This window comes from Qipengyuania sp. NPDC077410 (assembly GCF_044543405.1).
GTDB lineage: Bacteria > Pseudomonadota > Alphaproteobacteria > Sphingomonadales > Sphingomonadaceae > Qipengyuania > Qipengyuania pacifica.
Map to the genome: position 1 here is coordinate 49510 of NZ_JBITWB010000005.1, position 17305 is coordinate 66814.

General features: G+C 61.2%; 13 protein-coding genes. 7 read left to right on the forward strand and 6 right to left on the reverse strand.

Annotated elements, in window-relative coordinates; translation table 11 throughout:
• Positions 1–11 precede the first annotated feature (11 nt).
• The 4 genes from ACIGGE_RS17145 to ACIGGE_RS17160 are packed head-to-tail and all read right to left on the reverse strand — an operon-like array spanning position 12 to position 3576.
• On the reverse strand, positions 12–824 hold the full coding sequence (locus ACIGGE_RS17145; RefSeq protein WP_301641546.1) for an SDR family NAD(P)-dependent oxidoreductase: 813 nt from the start codon (positions 822–824) through the stop codon (positions 12–14).
• Positions 821–1585, reverse strand: a complete 765-nt coding sequence (locus tag ACIGGE_RS17150; RefSeq protein ID WP_397491239.1) for an SDR family NAD(P)-dependent oxidoreductase — start codon at positions 1583–1585, stop codon at positions 821–823. Before ACIGGE_RS17150 ends, ACIGGE_RS17145 begins: the two co-directional genes overlap by 4 nt.
• A gap of 18 nt (positions 1586–1603) precedes the next feature.
• Entirely contained in the window at positions 1604–2641 is a 1038-nt protein-coding gene (locus ACIGGE_RS17155; RefSeq protein WP_397491240.1) for a phosphotransferase family protein, read from the reverse strand.
• The gene (locus ACIGGE_RS17160) at positions 2638–3576 is read right to left on the reverse strand and encodes an acyl-CoA thioesterase (RefSeq protein ID WP_397491241.1); all 939 of its coding nucleotides are present in this window, start codon (positions 3574–3576) and stop codon (positions 2638–2640) included. The genes ACIGGE_RS17155 and ACIGGE_RS17160 overlap by 4 nt, the downstream gene beginning before the upstream one ends.
• Before the next feature lie 113 nt (positions 3577–3689).
• On the opposite strand from ACIGGE_RS17160, the gene ACIGGE_RS17165 reads away from it, so the two are divergent.
• A complete protein-coding gene (locus tag ACIGGE_RS17165) occupies positions 3690–4868 on the forward strand; it encodes an amidohydrolase family protein (RefSeq protein WP_397491242.1) in 1179 nt (392 codons plus the stop codon).
• Between the two features lie 64 nt (positions 4869–4932).
• Here ACIGGE_RS17165 and ACIGGE_RS17170 read toward each other — a convergent pair whose 3' ends face one another.
• Entirely contained in the window at positions 4933–6426 is a 1494-nt protein-coding gene (locus ACIGGE_RS17170; protein WP_397491243.1) for an MmgE/PrpD family protein, read from the reverse strand.
• 158 nt (positions 6427–6584) lie between these two features.
• Between ACIGGE_RS17170 and ACIGGE_RS17175 the strand changes: the two genes are divergently transcribed.
• Positions 6585–7175: a TetR/AcrR family transcriptional regulator gene (locus ACIGGE_RS17175; protein WP_397491244.1), complete on the forward strand. Its 591-nt coding sequence runs from the start codon at positions 6585–6587 to the stop codon at positions 7173–7175.
• Here the strand turns inward: ACIGGE_RS17175 and ACIGGE_RS17180 are convergent.
• Positions 7172–8020, reverse strand: a complete 849-nt coding sequence (locus ACIGGE_RS17180; RefSeq protein WP_397491245.1) for a TetR/AcrR family transcriptional regulator — start codon at positions 8018–8020, stop codon at positions 7172–7174. The two genes, ACIGGE_RS17175 and ACIGGE_RS17180, sit on opposite strands and share 4 nt — an antisense overlap.
• 152 nt (positions 8021–8172) lie before the next feature.
• On the opposite strand from ACIGGE_RS17180, the gene ACIGGE_RS17185 reads away from it, so the two are divergent.
• The 5 genes from ACIGGE_RS17185 (at position 8173) to ACIGGE_RS17205 (ending at position 17137) form a co-directional block, all read left to right on the forward strand.
• Entirely contained in the window at positions 8173–9582 is a 1410-nt protein-coding gene (locus ACIGGE_RS17185; protein ID WP_397491246.1) for a carboxylesterase/lipase family protein, read from the forward strand.
• 31 nt (positions 9583–9613) lie between these two features.
• Positions 9614–12595, forward strand: a complete 2982-nt coding sequence (locus tag ACIGGE_RS17190; RefSeq protein ID WP_397491247.1) for a TonB-dependent receptor domain-containing protein — start codon at positions 9614–9616, stop codon at positions 12593–12595.
• A 294-nt stretch (positions 12596–12889) separates the two neighbouring features.
• Positions 12890–14068: an acetyl-CoA C-acyltransferase gene (locus ACIGGE_RS17195; protein WP_397491248.1), complete on the forward strand. Its 1179-nt coding sequence runs from the start codon at positions 12890–12892 to the stop codon at positions 14066–14068.
• Complete coding sequence (locus tag ACIGGE_RS17200; RefSeq protein WP_397491249.1) at positions 14068–15822, forward strand: class I adenylate-forming enzyme family protein; 1755 nt, start codon at positions 14068–14070, stop codon at positions 15820–15822. Before ACIGGE_RS17195 ends, ACIGGE_RS17200 begins: the two co-directional genes overlap by 1 nt.
• Before the next feature lie 82 nt (positions 15823–15904).
• Entirely contained in the window at positions 15905–17137 is a 1233-nt protein-coding gene (locus ACIGGE_RS17205; protein WP_397491250.1) for a TetR/AcrR family transcriptional regulator, read from the forward strand.
• Positions 17138–17305 lie beyond the last annotated feature (168 nt).

Consider the following 17305-nt stretch of genomic DNA (forward strand, 5'->3'; position numbering starts at 1 on the left):
GGATTTGTCCTTCACGAAGTGGGGCGGGCGGGATCGCCCGGCGGGCGCGAGGTCGGGTGCGAGCTGGACAAGCCGCCATCCACGGCCAGCGCCTGACCGTTGACATAGCTTGCCTCGTCGCTGGCGAGGAACAGTGCGGCATGCGCGATCTCTTCCGGGCGACCGCCGCGCAGCAGCGGGTTGAGCTGGCCGATCTTGTGTTCCTTGCCCGCAGCGCGCGCGCCGTCGAACATCGGCTGGGTCATGCCGGTTTCGGTAAGGCCGGGCAGCACCGCGTTGACGCGGACATTGGTGCCCGCAAGCTGTTGCGCCGCGGTCTGGACCATGTTCACGACGCCTGCCTTGCTGGCGGAATATTGCGCCGGGCCGGCACCGCTGCGCAGGCCGGCGACCGAAGCGGTGCACACGATCGATCCGCCGCCGCAATCGCGAATGACGGGCGCGGCGTGTTTCACCGCGAGGAAGGGGCCGATAAGATTGACGCGGAGCACTTCCGCCCAGACTTCCGGCGTGGCATCGAAAAAGCCGCCGCGCACTCCGCCGGTGATACCGGCATTGGCGAACATGACGTGCAGGGCGCCGAAGCTGTCGGTTGCCCTGGCGACGAGCGCCGCGACATCGCTTTCTTCGCCGGCATCGCCGACCATCGCCAGCGCACGGCCGCCTGCGGATTCGACCATGGCCGCGGTTTCTTCCACCGCGTCGGTCTTGTCGAACAGCACGAGGCGTGCGCCTTCGGCAGCGAAGAGCCGTGCGCTGGCCCGGCCGATGCCCGAACCCGCGCCGGTGATAGCGGCGACCCTGCCTTCGAGCCGGCCGCTCATATCGTGGCGCCGCCGTCGATCACGACCATCTGGCCGGTGGTCCATCTGGCGGCAGGCGAGGCGAGATAGACCGCGCCCCCGGCGATATCTTCCGGTTCGCCGATACGGCGCATGGGAAGCTGGCCTTCCACCCGTTCACGCGCCTTGGGATTTTCCCATAGCGCCTTGGCGAAATCGGTCTTCACCAGACCCGGCGCGATCGCATTGATGCGCACGCCGTGCTGGCCGTTTTCGACGGCGTAATTGCGCACGAGCTGGAAATCCGCCGCCTTGGACACATTGTAGGCGCCGATGGTGGTCGACCCGCGCAGGCCGCCGATCGAACTGATCACGATGATCGCCCCGTCCTGCTTTTCGCGCATATCGGGCAGGGCCAGCTGGATGAGCCAGTGGTTGGAGAGGATGTTGTTATCGAGTACCTTGCGGAACTGTTCGTCCTCGATCCCGTCCATCGACCCGTAATAGGGGTTGGACGCGGCGTTGCAGACGAGGATGTCGACAGCGCCGAGCTGTTCCTTCGTGCGCGCGAAAAGGTCCTGCAGCTGCGCCTTTTCCGAAATGCTCGCCGCGATGGCGATGGCGCTGCCTTCGCCGTATTCGGCATTGATGGCGGCAGCCACTTCGTCGCAGGCATCCTGCTTGCGGCTGGAAATGACGACCTTTGCGCCGTGCGCGGCAAGCTGCTGGGCGATAGCCTTGCCGATGCCGCGGCTGGAGCCGGTGATGATGGCGACCTTACCGGTCAGATCGAATAGCGACATGGTGCTCTCCCTTGCATGTCAGTGTTGTGCCTGCTGTGCGAACGCCCAGGCCTGCTGCGCCAGCGGAACGATGCGGGCGGTTGCCGCCTCGGCATTGGCGCTGGACGCATTGCCGTCGAGCGTGCGTTTCTTGATGCCCTGGATGATGCCGACGAGGCGGAACAGATTGTAGGCGAAGAACCAGTTGAGATCGGGAACGCTGTCGCGACCGGTGGCGGCGCAGTAGCGCTGGGCCATCTCCTCCAGCGTGGGGATGCCGAGCGCGGGCAGGTCGAGCCCGCCGAGCTGCGCGCCGCGCCCGCCATGCGGCATCGCCCAGTTCATCGCCAGATAGGCGAAATCGGCCAGGGGATCGCCGAGGGTGGACAGTTCCCAGTCGATGATCGCCAGGATGGCGGGCCGGTCGGGCGCGTAGATCATGTTGTCGATGCGGTAATCGCCGTGGATGATCGAGGTGCGATCCTGCTGCGGAAGGGTCCGGGGCAGCCATTCGATCAGCCGTTCGACCTCGGGGATGTCGTCGGTCTGTGCGGCGCGGTACTGTTTCGTCCAGCGGCCGACCTGGCGGGCGAAGTAATTGCCCGGCGCGCCGTAATCCCCGAGGCCCACGGCCTGATGGTCGACCGCATGCAGCGCGGCGAGGGCATCGATCATGGCATTGTAGATGGCGCGCCGTTCCTGCGGATCGCAGTCCGGCAGCTCGCCCTTCCAGAAGGTGCGGCCCTCCACCATTTCCATCAGGTAGAAGGGGGCACCGATGATGGCGGGATCCTCGCACAGCGCGATCGGGCGCGCGACGGGCACCGGGGTCGGGTGCAGGGCCTCGATGAGGCGATATTCCCGGTCCACCGCATGGGCGGAAGGTAGCAGTTTGCCGAAGGGCTTGCGGCGCAGGACCATCTCGCCTTCGCGCGTCAGCACGCGATAGGTGGGATTGGATTGCCCGCCGGGGAATTTCTCGATCCGCTCGACCGGGGAAGGAGCGGGGACGTTCTGCGCCATCCATCGCTCCAGCGCGACGATGTCGAAATCGGGGGCGGTGTCGTCATTGCTCATGGAGTTTTGCCTTCCCGGAGTCTGTCGAGCACGTCCCCCTTGGGGCGCATCAGGCTTTCCTGGCTGACCGTTGCCACCATGCGCCCGGTTTCATCGAAGAAATGACCGTGGTTCAAGCCGCGTGCGTGGCCCGCCCAGGGGCTGTCGGTCGCGAAGAGATGCCACTGGTTGAAGTCGGGCGTTTCGTGGAACCAGATCGCGTGGTCGAGAGAGGCCGCCTGAACCGAAGTGCTTCCCGGACGCACGGCATGGGGCAGCATGGCGTTGCGCAGGAACATCATGTCGGAGGCGTAAGCGAGCAGGGCGCGTTGCAGCAGCGGATCGGTGCCCGCCGTATCGCGCAGGCGCATCCACACGCCCGTTTTGGGTTCTCGCGAACGCGCGCCGAAGAGCGAGCCCGGATCGAGCGGGACGATTTCGATCGGTCGGTTCTGCAAACGGTCGATGATCGGCGAACTGCTGGCTTCGCTATTATGTCGGCGCCAGCTTTCCAGCGCGTCGAGCGCTGCGGATACATCCATGTCGGCGGGGGCAGAGGCGGAATGGGTGAACCCCTGCTCGGTCACATGGAAGGACGCGATCATCGAGAAAATCAGCGTGTCACCCTGCGATCCTTCCACGCGGCGCGTTGCGAAGCTGCGGCCTTCCGAAAGCGTGGTGACACGATAACGAACGGGATGCGCGCTGGACCCGGCTTTCAGAAAATAGGCGTGGAGCGAGTGGGGAAGACGCCCTTCGCTTTCCGCTTCGCACGCCGCCAGCAGTCCCTGGGCGATAGCCTGTCCGCCGAAAAGGCGCGGCCCGATGGCAGGCCCGATCCCGCCTTCATAGGCGTCGGCAGCGATCTGCTCGACGCCGAGTATCGTCGGTAGGTGAATAATTAGACCTCTCCCGTCCTCTGCATACCCGATATTCGAACAATGTCCGACCTTCAAGCTCGGAATTCGCCGGGCATCTTCGGACTCCTCCGTGACATCAATTTCCACAATGCGTTTGACGAACTAACAAATAGTGTGAGATAAGCGTGCCAGATGTTCAGGAGACAAGCATGACGTACACCGCCGGACGAATCGTCAACGACGCCGATGCCCACACCATGGAAACCCAGGACTGGCTGGTCCCCTATCTGGAAGGCGAGTACAAGGAGATGTATTCGCAGGTATATTCCAAGCGGGAAGGCGGCGACCGCATCGTCAAGATGATCGACGCGGCCAAGGCCCGTAAGAACGATCCCGCAGCGCGGGCAAAGGCGCTGGAAAATCCCATCGAAGGAGCCAAGGGCTGGCTGGGCTACGGCGGTTTCGACAAGGATGAGCGTGTCGAGGCGCTCGACTGGCTCGGGTTCAACAGCCAGCTCGTATTTCCGACATTCGGCCTGGGAGCTATCACCAAGGCCACGGATGACGATCAGCGATATGCCGCGGCAACCGCCCTCAACAAGGCGCAGCAGGATTTCTGCGATGCCGATGCCAGGATGGACTGTGTCGCCTTCGCGCCGCTTGACGATCCCGATCGGGCCTTGGCGGAAGCAAAGCGGGCGGTCGGCGCTGGCGCTAAGGCCGTAATGTTCAGTGCGGGTCCGGCGGGCGACAAGAGCCCGGGCCATCCAGATCTGGACCCGTTCTGGCAGTTCCTGCAGGATAGCCGTATCCCGTTCATGCTGCATATCGGGCCCGGCACGAAAACCCAGCCGCCCAAGTTCAAGAACAATGGACGTGACCGGGCGGCAGATCTCCACGGCGGCGGCGAGAACCTCCGCTTCCCGGATTTCCTGTGCCTGTGGTTCGCACCGCAGGAATTCCTTACGGCCATGGTCTATGACGGCGTATTCATGCGCTTCCCGGAACTGCGCGGCGGCGTTATCGAAAGCGGGGCCGGCTGGGTTCCGGAGTTTCTCCGCATGCTCGACCACGGATGGCATTCTTTCAGCAAGACTGATCAGTACCTGAAGGATATGGATCTGATGCCGTCGGAATATCTCAAGCGCGCCGTCCGGTTCACGCCGTTCCCGAACGAAGATGTCGGACGTATGATACGCGACAGTTCGCCGGAGCTTTACATGTTCTCCAGCGACTATCCGCACCCCGAAGGAACGCGCGATCCCTACGGGAAGTTCGAGACGTCGCTCGAAGGGTTCGACGAGGACGTGAAGGACATGTTCTACCGGACGAATTACGATCACATGATGTTTCGTGAGAGCCAGCCGCTCGCCGAAGCAGCCGAGTAACCACGAACAGAGTGGAATGTGAATTCAGGGGGCATCGGAAGATGCCCCCTTTATTTAATCCGCCTCAACTGCGGGCGGCATCTCCGTCGAAGCGCATAAGATCGATGATCGGTTCGATGCTCGGCGCATCGTCGAGACCGTCGCACAGAGCGACCAGCCGATCTGCTTTCGACCGGCCCAGCACCGGCTCGATCAATTCGTTGGCCTTTTCCTCTACCTCCGCCTTGCCGAGGGGATGCGTGGGGAAGCCGGGGACATAAGCGACATAACGTTCTTCCGTTCTGCCATCCTTGAGGGTGACGGTTACGCGCGCGCTTTCCGTCCGGTCCTCGCCTTCGCCCATTTCCTGCGCTTCATCGCGGACTACGGTTACCTTGCGGGCAAAAGCTCTCGCCTGCTCGTCCGTTTCCTGCCTGCTCAGGGACTGCGCGTCCACGAAATCGAGCCGGCCATCGATCATGATGATCGCAGCGAGATAGGGGATATTGAGCGCGGGCATGTTCGCGCGTTCGAAAGTGGCCGCTTCACCCGGCATGGCGACCACGATCTTTTCCACCTGATCGGGAGCGATGGTTTCGCGTAAATCGAGCAGCGCGCGCACGGCGGGCTGCGTCGGGCCGCCCACCGGATAGCGTTTCATCGCTGCGAGCGAGAGTTCGTACCGTTCGTGCAAACCATCGACCAGCGATGCATGGTCCTTGCCTTCGCCCTGAAATGCGCGCCAGCGGAACCATGCGTTTTCATTGTCGAAGCTTTCGGGCACGCCGGTAAAGCCTAGCTGCGCCATATAAGCGGCCTGTAATCCGTTACGCGCTCCCATGCCGCCGAAAACGAAGGCTTTTTCGATGTGGCGAACATCGAGCAGCCATTGCCAGGAGCCCGACGCCTGCTGCGAGCAGTAGGCGAGCATGTGATCGACCTGTTCCGGTGACAGGGCCATCAGGCTTGCCGCGGCAGATGCTGCGGCAAAGGTTGGCGCGATGCCATGATTGGCGAGCCCGGCAAGGTAGAGATTGCGGGTCCCGATAGCCTTGGGCAGGCGACCGGCGATCTCGTATCCGGCAATCACCGCGCCGACCAGATCCGAACCGGTTCGACCGTTTGCGCGTGCTGCTTCGATCGAAACAGGTACGATCGCCGGGCCCGGCTGCACATAGGCGGAAGGAATGAAGTCGTTTATTTCTGCTGCGTGCGCAGTCATGGCGGACGCAAAGACTGCATCGACGGGCGAAGCCGCCTGACGCGAGCCGAGGATGGGGCTCTGTCCATCGGGAGACATTGCAGCGGCATAGGCGCGGCCCAGCGTTGCCGCTTCCAGAGAATTGCAGGCAATGATCGAGGCCAGCGTATCGAGAATGTGCAGTCTTGCGCGCTCCCGGATGGCCGCGGGAACGGTGTGTGTCGCCGCGCCTGAAATGTAGTTCGTCAGGTCCGGCGTGATTTCCTGCCAGCCACTATCACCGGGAGATTCCATCGTTTTCTCGCCCTCGTCGGACTGTGCGCTGACAATCGATGCCTTGGTCGCCAATACCGTGGCTGCAACATACCCGGTCTTCATCAAACCTCTTCTCGTGAAATCCAGCGCCACGGTTTTCTCCCATCTTGTTCAGCAACGAGGGTGCCCCAGGGTCGCCTGACAGTCAAACCAGTAAGGATTTCCGGCGCGATTGGAGAAAGGTCCTTGCCTTCGATGGCCGCTGGTTTCACACCCTCCGCATGACGGAATTCGAGGATGGTGGCGATCGGGCCGGTCAGGTGCTGGAGGTGGCCGAGGCAATCATGCTCGAAACGCGATCGGTCAGCCTGACGCTAAATGATATTGCCGACCGTATCGGAGTGAGCCGCAGCCTTCTGTACGTCTATTACGACGGGGTTCCCGCCATACTCGATGCGATCTTCCAGGTTCATCTTGGCCGGCTGGAAGAACACCTGCCCCTGCAAGGTGATGATGGCGAGGCCTTCGAGCGCAGGGCGATCGGCGCCAATCTGGCATATTTTCACTATCTGGTGGAAGCAGGGCCGGTGCTCCAGCTGATCCTGAGGGAACGCAATCAGGATAGCCCGCTGGGACAGGAAAGCCGCAAACGGTTCATGCGCCTGGCGCGTTCATTGGCCACTCAAACCTGCCATGCGCTCGCACTGGAGCCGCGCGAAGCATTCGTCCTCATAGAGCTGAATGGGGCCATCCCGGAAGCGCTGGCCCGTCTCGTGCGCAGTGGAGAGATCGATCAAGAAACTGCCGCACAGACCTGCGAGCGACTGATAGCGGCATCGCTGCAATCCTTCGCCCTGAGGCCGACGCACTAACCGGCGCCGGACGCTATCCTTTCGTCGCTCTCGGTGCCCGCCATGACGATATGAAGGCAAATCGCTTCCACCGTCGCAAAAGGCGCCCGGCGACTGGCGACGATACCACCCGCCTTCAACGAAACCGCTGTCAGGGCGGCCGTTGACGCCTTCGCGCTGGCAAGATCCATGCTGCCACTCGCGACGAGTTGCTTCAGGATGGGCTCACGAGCCGCTTCGCCCTTGGAGGCGCGTTCGTGCTTCAATGCTTCGCGCACCTCCGGCAGATGCAGAAGCATCTGCATCAGCGGCCCGCGGCGATGGGCTTCATGGAGATAGCCGATCGTCGACAGCATCACCCGGGTGTGATGCGACGATCCGCGCGATATATTCCTGCGTCGATGGCTTTCCTGCGCATCGATTTCCCGGCGCGCGAGGGCTGCCAGAAGATCCGTCCGTCCGCCAAAGCAGTTGTGAACCTGGGTTTCGCTGATCCCGACGCTGCCGGCGACCGAGCGCATGGTGACCGCCGATATTCCGTTGCGAACGGCGATCTCCCCAGCGGCATCGAGCAATTGCTGCCGCCGGGCTTCCGCAGACATTCGCGTGCGGGTGCCGGGCGACTGGCGAGGCTGGCGGCTCCCCAAAGCGAATGTGTCGCTCAGGCCAAGCGGTGCCGGGGGCAAAGGGGGCTGGGCGTCGCGTGCTTCGACGCTCCTGGTCCAGTGTGATCTGGGCGGACGCGGAATGGCCAGCCGATCGCAAATCTTCGCAAGCCCATTCCCGGTCAGGCCGTAACGCGATGCCACATTCCCCAACGGTTCCGACCAGACCGAGTTGAACAGCTCTGCGCGAGTGACTTCCATGAGGGAAAGATATGCCCGATCCGGTCGGTCTGTCTACCGCCGGGACCGTGGTTTCAGCAGCCAGTTTTCATTTCGTACCCGATCTTCTAAAATCTTTGTTGTTAGATCGTAAATATCGCGCTAAGCAGATGGTGAGGAAATGGGAGAGAGACATGCGGGGGACTCCGGCTGCGCTCGTGGGTGTAATGCTGATAACGGCATTCCAGGCACCTGCAATTCGCGCGCAAATGCCCGAACCGATCGATGCGGTTACTGTCGATGTGACCGCCGGAGCCCTGCAGGGGTCACGCGAAAATGGCGTACTGGTTTTTCGAGGCGTGCCTTATGCCAGCCCGCCAACCGGGGAATATCGCTGGCGTCCGCCGCAGCCGGTCAAGCCATGGTCGGGCGTACGTTCGGCCACTGCGCACGAACCGGCCTGCACGCAGCCTGTCGATCTCGACACGACCGTCGCCAATTTCGGCGGGGTCAACGGCGCGCAGGCGGAGGACTGCCTGTATCTGACGATCACTGCGCCGGAGAATGCCAGCGGAGCGCCGGTGCTGGTCTGGTTTCACGGCGGGGCCTTCTTCCTGGGTGCGGGCAGCCTTGGATCGTATGACGGGACGGCGAATGCGCGGCAGGGTGTGATCACCGTGAGCGTAAATTACCGGTTGGGCGCGCTGGCGAATTTCGTTCACCCGGCGCTTGCGGCCCAGCATCCGGAAGAGCCTCAGGGTAATTATGCCCTTCAGGACAGCGTCGCGGCGCTCGAATGGGTGAAGAACAACATCGCTGCGTTCGGCGGCGATGCTTCCCGCGTGACGATTGCCGGGCAGTCGGCAGGTGGCGGTATCGTCACCAATCTGCTCGCCCTGCCATCCGCCAAGGGTCTGTTCGACAAGGCCATCGTGGAATCGGGCAGCCTGCTGCTTCCTGACCGTCCGCGCGAAAAGGCGGAGGAAATGGCCGTGGATGCCCTGGCTGGCATCGGCATCGGGGCGGATGCTACCGCTGAGGACCTGCGCAGTGTCTCTGCTCAGACCTTTGCCGCGTCCAACGATCTGCGGGCCGGCTTCTTCTTCACGCCCGACGCGAAATTCAAGCCGAAAGCGGCGATCGATGCTTTGCGCGCGGGAGAAGAAACCGATGTGCCCCTGCTGGTGGGGACGAACAGGGGCGAGGGCGGCTTTGGCGCTGCGCGCAGCTTTGCGACACTGGCAGGCGATGAGGGCGCGCCGGCCTTCCTGTACCGCTTCGACCATACGCCCGCCTTCCGCGCACAGGAATGGACCAACGGCCCGGTGCATTCGGCGGAGCTCATGTTCGCATTCGATTCCATCGATCAGTCGAGCTGGGGCGGGGAGCGGGCCGACGCCGCCGACCGCGCACTGGCGAAGAAGGTCAACGGCTGCTGGGTGGCCTTCATCAAGATGCCGGCCGACGCGCAAAGCTTCGAATGTGCCGACGGTTTCGTCTGGGAGCCATACGAAAAAGGCGAACAGGCAGCCCTCATCGAAACGGACGGGCTCCGCATGGCTCCGGCAGGCGCATTGCCGGATGGACCGGGAAAAACAGAATAAGATCAAACAAAAAAGCGATTGGGAGAGAACGATGAATCGGAAGACACGATACCTCTTGGGAACGACGCTGGCGGTCCCGGCCTTGCTTGCAGCAAATGTGGTCAGCGCGCAGGATGCCGCGGCTCCGGCTGAGGCGGATCAGCCCGCCGCGACGCAGGACGCCAGCACGATTGTGGTGACCGGGTCCTTCATCCGCGGTACGTCCGAAGAAGGTGTTCTCCCGGTCGACGTCTTCGGCGTCGATGAACTCAGCCAGCGGGGCATCGACAGTCCGCTCGAATTCATCAAGACCCTGCCTTCGGTCGGTCCGGTGCTCGGCGATTCGAACCAGTATGCCGCCGGCGGCAGCCAGGGCGTCGGCTCGATCAACCTGCGCAGCCTCGGCCGTGAACGTACACTCGTCCTGATGAACGGGCAGCGCTTCTTCCCCGAACCAGGCGATGGTGCTGCGGATACCAATCTCATCCCGATGTTCGCCCTCCAGCGCGTGGAAGTACTGAAGGATGGCGCCGCATCCACCTATGGATCGGACGCCATTGCGGGCGTGGCCAATTTCATCACCCGCACCAATTTCGAAGGGGTCGAAGTTGCCGGAAACTGGCAGTTCGTCGACGGGTCGGACGATAATTACCAGGCCAGCATTCTGGTCGGAAAGAATTTCGGATCGGCCAACATCATGGTCGGTGCCGGATATCAGCACCGATCCGAACTTCCAGCAACCGAACGCGATTTCACGCAGCGTCCCTATGAAGTGAACCCGTCAGGCTGGTCACCGCTGAACAATCCGGGCGTGTATCTGCCGCAGACGGCAACGGGAATTTCGCTGGCACAGCCGGGGATCGACGGTAATTTGCTGGATGCCTGCAACAGTCTTGGCGGTATCGAGGTGCCGATTTCGTCCTTCCAGACCTGCCGGTATTCCTACATCCCCTTCGTGAACCTGATCGAGAAGGAAGACCGGTATCAGGTCTTCGGACAGCTTACTGTCGATCTTTCGGACACGCTGAGCTTCCGCGCAGACGCTCTGTATTCGCATACCGAATTACCTGAACTCGGTTATTCGCCAAGCTATCCGGTAACGCAGAGTCCACGTGGGCCGGGCACGAGTTCACGTTTCATCGTACCGCGCAGCAATCCGAATTATCAGAATTTCATCGATACGACATTTGGCCCCGGTTCGCTGCCGGATCTCGCATCTGCTTATTCGGTAATCGTGCTGTGGCGCCCGTTCGGATCGGGCGGCAACCCGCTGGATCCACGCGGTGCCGGAGAAGGCGGCGCGTTCAACGATGCTTGGCGCATTTCGGGCGGTTTCGAAAAGGAACTGTCCGACAATATGCGGGTCAACCTCAACGGGTTGTTCCTGCGTAGCAACCGAACCGCCCATTCCATGGACTTTGTCAGCGACCGTCTGCAGCGGGCCCTCAACGGTCTCGGCGGGCCCAACTGCAACACCCTCACACCGGGTACGAACGGCTGCCAATATTGGAACCCCTTTATCAGCCAGTCGCCAGGGAACGCTGCGCTTGGCTTGAATAACCCAGCCTATGTTCCCGGATCGGAAAACAGCGAAGAACTGATCAACTGGGTGCGTCAGAGAAACGGAACCAACGGGTTCGAGGAACTCTGGACCGCTGACCTCGTCGTAAGCGGCGAGACCCAGATTGGCGGTATGGATGTCGGTTACGCATTCGGCGGCCAGCACAGGCAGAGCACCTTCGTTTCGCAGCCGATCAATCGCTTCAGCGACCCGGATGCCTATCCCTGCGCTGTCGACGGGGATCGCAGCTGTCTCGATGATCCGACGGACAATCTGGTGCCCGTTGGTGCATTCTCGTTCCTGGGCAATTATCCGTCCGCCAATCTGACGCAATCGATCAACGCGCTATTTGCGGAAGTGAAGGTCAACCCCACGCCCGACATCGAACTTGTCGGTGCGGTGCGGTTTGAAGATTACGGCAATCCGGTTGGATCGACCATCAATCCAAAATTCTCCGCAAGGGTGCAGGCAACCGATTTTCTCGCATTCCGCGGTTCTATCGGAACGACCTTCCGTGGGCCGTTGCCTGGCGATCTGAGCCCATCCGGAGCGAGCTTTGTCACCGGTATCAACGCGATCAATAACGAATATCGCGCAACCGATTCCGGCGGCAATCCGGACCTCGACCCGGAAACAGCGCTCACATATAACATCGGAGCCGTGTTGTCGGCTGGAGACCTGACTTTCAGCGTCGACTTCTGGACTTACGAGTTCGAAGGCCAATTCGCCGATCTGCCGTTCCAGCAGATTGCCAATGCGGTCGCGCCCGGTACGTCGGGCACTCAGTTGGTCGACTGCTCAAGCCCGTTCACTCAATATATCACGTTCCAGGGCGGTCAGTGCACCCAGGGGGTGACCATTGCTCGGGATATCGCCCGGATTCGCACGCAAACGGTCAATGGGCCCGATGTGACGACCCGCGGTCTGGATTTCACGCTGAACTATCAGCGGTATTTCGGTGACGTTGTATTCAATTTCGGCGCGAACGCGACTTATCTGCTCGAATACAAGTTCGACGCATTCGAGTTCAACGGATTGCAGTTCGATAACGGTTACGAGGCATCCGGCTGGGCCAATTACGGCCGCGACCCCGGGACGGTCTCGAAATGGCGCGGCAACGCTTTCGCCTCGCTCGGTTTCGAACCGGTCACCCTGACATACAATGTGAATTATATCAGCGGTGTCGACGATAACCGCTGTTATAACCGGGATACGGGTGCGCTGATCGATCCCTGTGCTGTCACAGAGTTCGGGGGCACCAACTTCGGCCGTCGCATCGGCAGCTTCATGCAGCACGATCTGCTCGCATCGGTTGAACTCGACCTTGGCGGCCTCGACGTCACGCTCAACGGGGGCATCGAGAACGTCTTCGATCGTGATCCCGCAGGCGCGCGTCTGGAATACGGATACGATCCATTCATCGGATCTGCGATCGGACGCACATTCAGGCTTGGGACAAAAGTTCGCTTCTGATCCTTCTCTCCCAGAAGCGAAAATTCGGAAAGGGGTGGGTGGCCTTGAGGCTGTCCGCCCCTTTTTATTTGGCAGAGCCGGAAGGCAGGCTGTTGGCCATCGTGCCTAAGCAAATGCTCAAACTTCAATGCGTACCACATATTCTACCGTTAAGATCGCGCCTCAGGCACTTGGTTCAAAAGAGCCCATACCAATATTTTAGACATTGGCGGTGTGCGCTTGCGTCCGGCGGGTAAATGCGGCTATCCCGTTTGAAAATTGCCTCATGGCTATAACGGGAAAGGAATCTGAAAAATGCGCGATGCTGTCATTGTGTCTACCGCACGTACTCCTCTTGCAAAATCCATCCGCGGTGCCTTCAACGCAACCCATCCGGTCCAGCTCGGTGCCTGGAGCGTGGAGGCCGCAGTCGCGCGCGCGGGGATCAATGGCGACGAGATCGAAGACGTAGTCATGGGAGCGGCCAGCCAGGGTGGGGCGCAGGGGTTCAATATCGGACGCCAGATTGCCCTTCGCGCGGGCCTTCCGGTCGATGTCGCGGGTATGACGATCGATCGCCAATGCTCCAGCGGCCTGATGGCAATTGCTACTGCAGCAAAGCAGATCATCGTGGATCGGATGGATGTCTGCGTTGCGGGCGGCATTGAATCGATCACTGCCATACGGAACAACACCGCCAAGCCAGCGCGCGATGAAGAGTTGCTGCGCATGCATCCGGATATTTTCATGCCAATGATCGGCACTGCCGAAGTGGTTGCCAAAAGGTATGGCATCTCGCGCGAGGATCAGGATGCCTATTCTCTGCAATCCCAACAGCGGACGGCCGCAGCGCAGACTTCGGGCAAGTTCAACGACGAGATCATCGAAGTGTCGACTACGATGGACGTGAAGGACCGCGAAACGGGTGAGGTGTCGCAACAGGACGTCACCATTGCGATGGACGATTGCAACCGCCCCAATACCACCATCGAAGGATTGGCAAAGCTCGACCCCGTCATGGGCGAGGGCTATTCGATCACGGCTGGCAATGCGAGCCAGCTGGCCGACGGTTCCGCTGCAAGTGTGCTGATGGAAGCGGAAGTCGCCAAGGCGAGGGGGCTCACACCCATGGGGCGGTATGTCGGCATGGCAGTGGCGGGCACGAAACCCGATGAGATGGGCATCGGCCCGGTATTCGCGATCCCCAAGCTGCTGAAACGCTTCGATCTATCGATCGAGGATATCGGCCTGTGGGAGCTTAACGAGGCCTTCGCCGTGCAGGTGCTCTACTGCCGCGACAAGCTCGGCATTCCGGACGATCGGCTCAATGTGAATGGCGGGTCGATCTCGATTGGCCATCCGTTCGGCATGACCGGCGCACGCTGTGTCGGCCATGCGCTGATCGAAGGCAAACGGCGGGGCGTCAAATATGTTGTTGTGACGATGTGCGTCGGCGGCGGCATGGGCGCAGCCGGCCTGTTCGAGGTGCTGTGATGGCGACGGAAGCAAAGCAGGACCTCGCGTCGGCGATCGGCTGGGTTCCACCGGCAAACTGGCCGGCACGCAGCAGGGCGGAATGCAAGGCGATCCTTACTGCGCCGGGCATGCGCTTCGAAATGGAGGAGGTCGACATCCGCGGCGTACGGCTTCGCACATGGAAGAACGCGCCGCCCAATCTGCGCGCGATAGCTCTACTTGGACAGTCGCATGGTGCGCGCGAATTCGTCATCTATGAAGACGAGCGCATGACATACGATGCCTGGTTTCGTGCTGTCGCAAGATTGGCGCACGAATTCCAGGCGAGGGGCGTGAAGAAGGGCGATCGGGTTGCGCTGGCGATGCGCAACCTGCCGGAATGGCCGGTGGTTTTCTTTGCTGCCGTAACGATCGGCGCGATCTGCGTGCCACTGAATGCCTGGTGGACCGGTGATGAACTGGCTTTCGGCCTTTCCAACTCCGGTACCAAGCTGCTTGTGTGCGATGAAGAGCGCTGGGACCGCCTGAAGGACCGGCGGAACGACTTTTCCTGTGTCAATCATACGTTTGTTACGCGTGCCGAACACCCACTGAACGGGGCCGACACGCTGGAATCCGTGATCGGGACACCCAAGCAATACGCTTCCCTGCCAGAAACGACCCTCCCGGACGTCGACATCCTGCCTGAAGACGATGCGACCATTTTTTACACCAGCGGCACGACGGGGCGGCCCAAGGGAGCACTGGGTACGCATCGCAACCTTTGCACCAATATCCTGTCGAGCGGTTACAATGCCGGTTGCGCGGTTCTGAGGCGCGGCGAGCCATTGCCCGAACCGCAGCCAAAGACCGGTCTGACCGTCATTCCGCTGTTCCACGTCACCGCATGTTCTGCCGGGCTGATGGGCAATATCGCTGCGGGCAATACGATGGTCTACATGTACAAGTGGGATCCGGTCGAAGCGTTCAAGATAATCGAACGCGAGAAAGTCAGTTCGACTGGCGGTGTGCCGACAATCGCATGGCAATTGCTGGAACATCCCGAACGCAAGAATTACGACCTCTCGAGTATCGAGGCGATCGCCTATGGCGGGGCGCCCGCCGCGCCTGAACTGGTTCGCAAGATCCGGGAAGTATTCGGAGCCTTGCCCGGCAATGGCTGGGGCATGACCGAGACAATGGCCACGGTGACCGGCCATTCGTCGGAAGACTATCTCAACCGTCCGGACAGTTGCGGCCCGCCGGTAGCAGTGGCCGATCTGAAGATCATGAGCGAAGACGGCTCCCGCGAACTGCCGACAGGCGAAATCGGCGAATTGTGGGCCCGGGGGCCGATGGTGGTCAAAGGCTATTGGAACAATCCCGAAGCCACCGCCGAAACCTTCGTCGACGGTTGGGTGAAGACCGGCGACCTTGCCCGCCTCGACGAAGAAGGCTGGTGCTACATCGCAGACCGCGCGAAGGACATGATCATCCGCGGAGGCGAGAACATCTACTCATCAGAAGTGGAGAATGTGCTCTACGACCACCCGGCCGTGACCGACGCGGCCCTGATCGGCTTGCCGCATCAGCAACTCGGCGAAGAGCCGGCGGCCGTCGTCCACCTAGCGCCGGGAATGCAGGCGAGCGAGGCCGAATTGCAGGAGTGGGTGGCAGAACGCCTCGCCAAGTTCAAAGTCCCGGTCAGGATCGCGTTCACGCCTGACACGCTGCCTCGCAACGCGAACGGAAAGATACTCAAAAAGGAACTCTCAAGCTTCTTCGAGACATAGGTAACATTCGCTGAGGATTGCCGCGCCTGCCCCATTGGACGGGCAGCGGTACCTGCTGTAAGCGGTTGGGGTGGGGAATTGGATGGCAAAGAAGCCCGATGTGACGAAGAAGTTTGGCGAAAAACGCAGCGCGATCGTTCACGCGGCATCTGTGCTCATCAACGAAACCGGCGTCCAGGCGACCACCCTGACCAAGGTTGCGCGGGCAATCGGGCTCAACGCGACCAGCGTTACCTATTATTTTCCGCGCAAGGACCAGCTGATCGTTGCGGTTTATGCCGAAACCATCGCCTTGATGAAGGCGACGGCAGAAGAGGCACTGGCGGAGGCTACGCCGCGAGAGCGGATCGCCAAGTTCGTGAAGCTCCACGTGCAGCTTCGGGACCGCATCCGCCGCGGGGAACACGGTCTCATCGCGGCCTTGTCGGAAATCCGCTCGCTCGATCAGGAACAGCAGGACGAACTCCTCCAGAAATATCGCGATGTCGTGCAGGATGTCAGGATGTTCTTCGATGACCCGGCTACGGAAGCCGAACGGGCACTCTATTCCGCGCGTTCGCACATCCTGATCGAGGCGATGCTGTGGTGGCCCGTCTGGTCGCGGCGATATTCCGTGCTCGACTTCCCGCGCGTCGAACAGAAGATTGTCGAAATCCTCTGCAACGGCATTCCGGCTAGCAAAGGCGAATGGGCACCGTCTTCGCTACCCGATGGCGGCTGGCGCAGCGATGGAGATGCCGCGCCATCGCAAAACGATGAATTTCTGCGCGTTGCAACGCTGATGATCAACGAGCGCGGGTATCGCGGGGCATCGGTCAACAGGATTGCCGAAGCGCTGAACGTGACAAAGGGCAGTTTCTACCATCATCACGATGCGAAGGACGATCTGGTGATGGATTGCTTCCAGCGCAGCTATGACCGCCTGTCGAAGGTTCAGATGGCCGGTCACGAGGTGCCCGGAACATATTGGACGAAGCTGTGCAGTGTCCTCAACGAATTGATGGACCTTCAATTCTTCGATCCCATGCCGCTGCTGCGAACGACTGCGCTTCAGGCGCTGGATAGCGATCACAAGACGGACGTGGTGATGCGCTCGAACCGTCTGGCCCGGCGCTTCGCGGGCTTCCTGATCGATGGCTTCGAAGACGGCTCCGTCAGGGCGATCGATCCGCTGGTGGCCAGCCAGATCATCATGTCGACACTCAACGGCGCCTATGAGGCGCGCCGCTGGGCATCGCGTTTCGAGGATCGAGCGGAGGCGATAAAAACCTACCTGTCCGTGCTCAGCGAAGGGATGCTGGCGGGAAGTTCTTAATCGATCAGTAGAGCGCGAAGATAAGCCTTTCCTGCTCACGCCTATCTTACCGGTCTTTACACAAGCCGGACGGATGCAACGGGTCCGCTACAAAGACGGTCCATCATCGAGAAAATGACCAATTCCGACGATGCAGCAGGTGAGCAGTCCGACTAAGTCGGGGGCGGC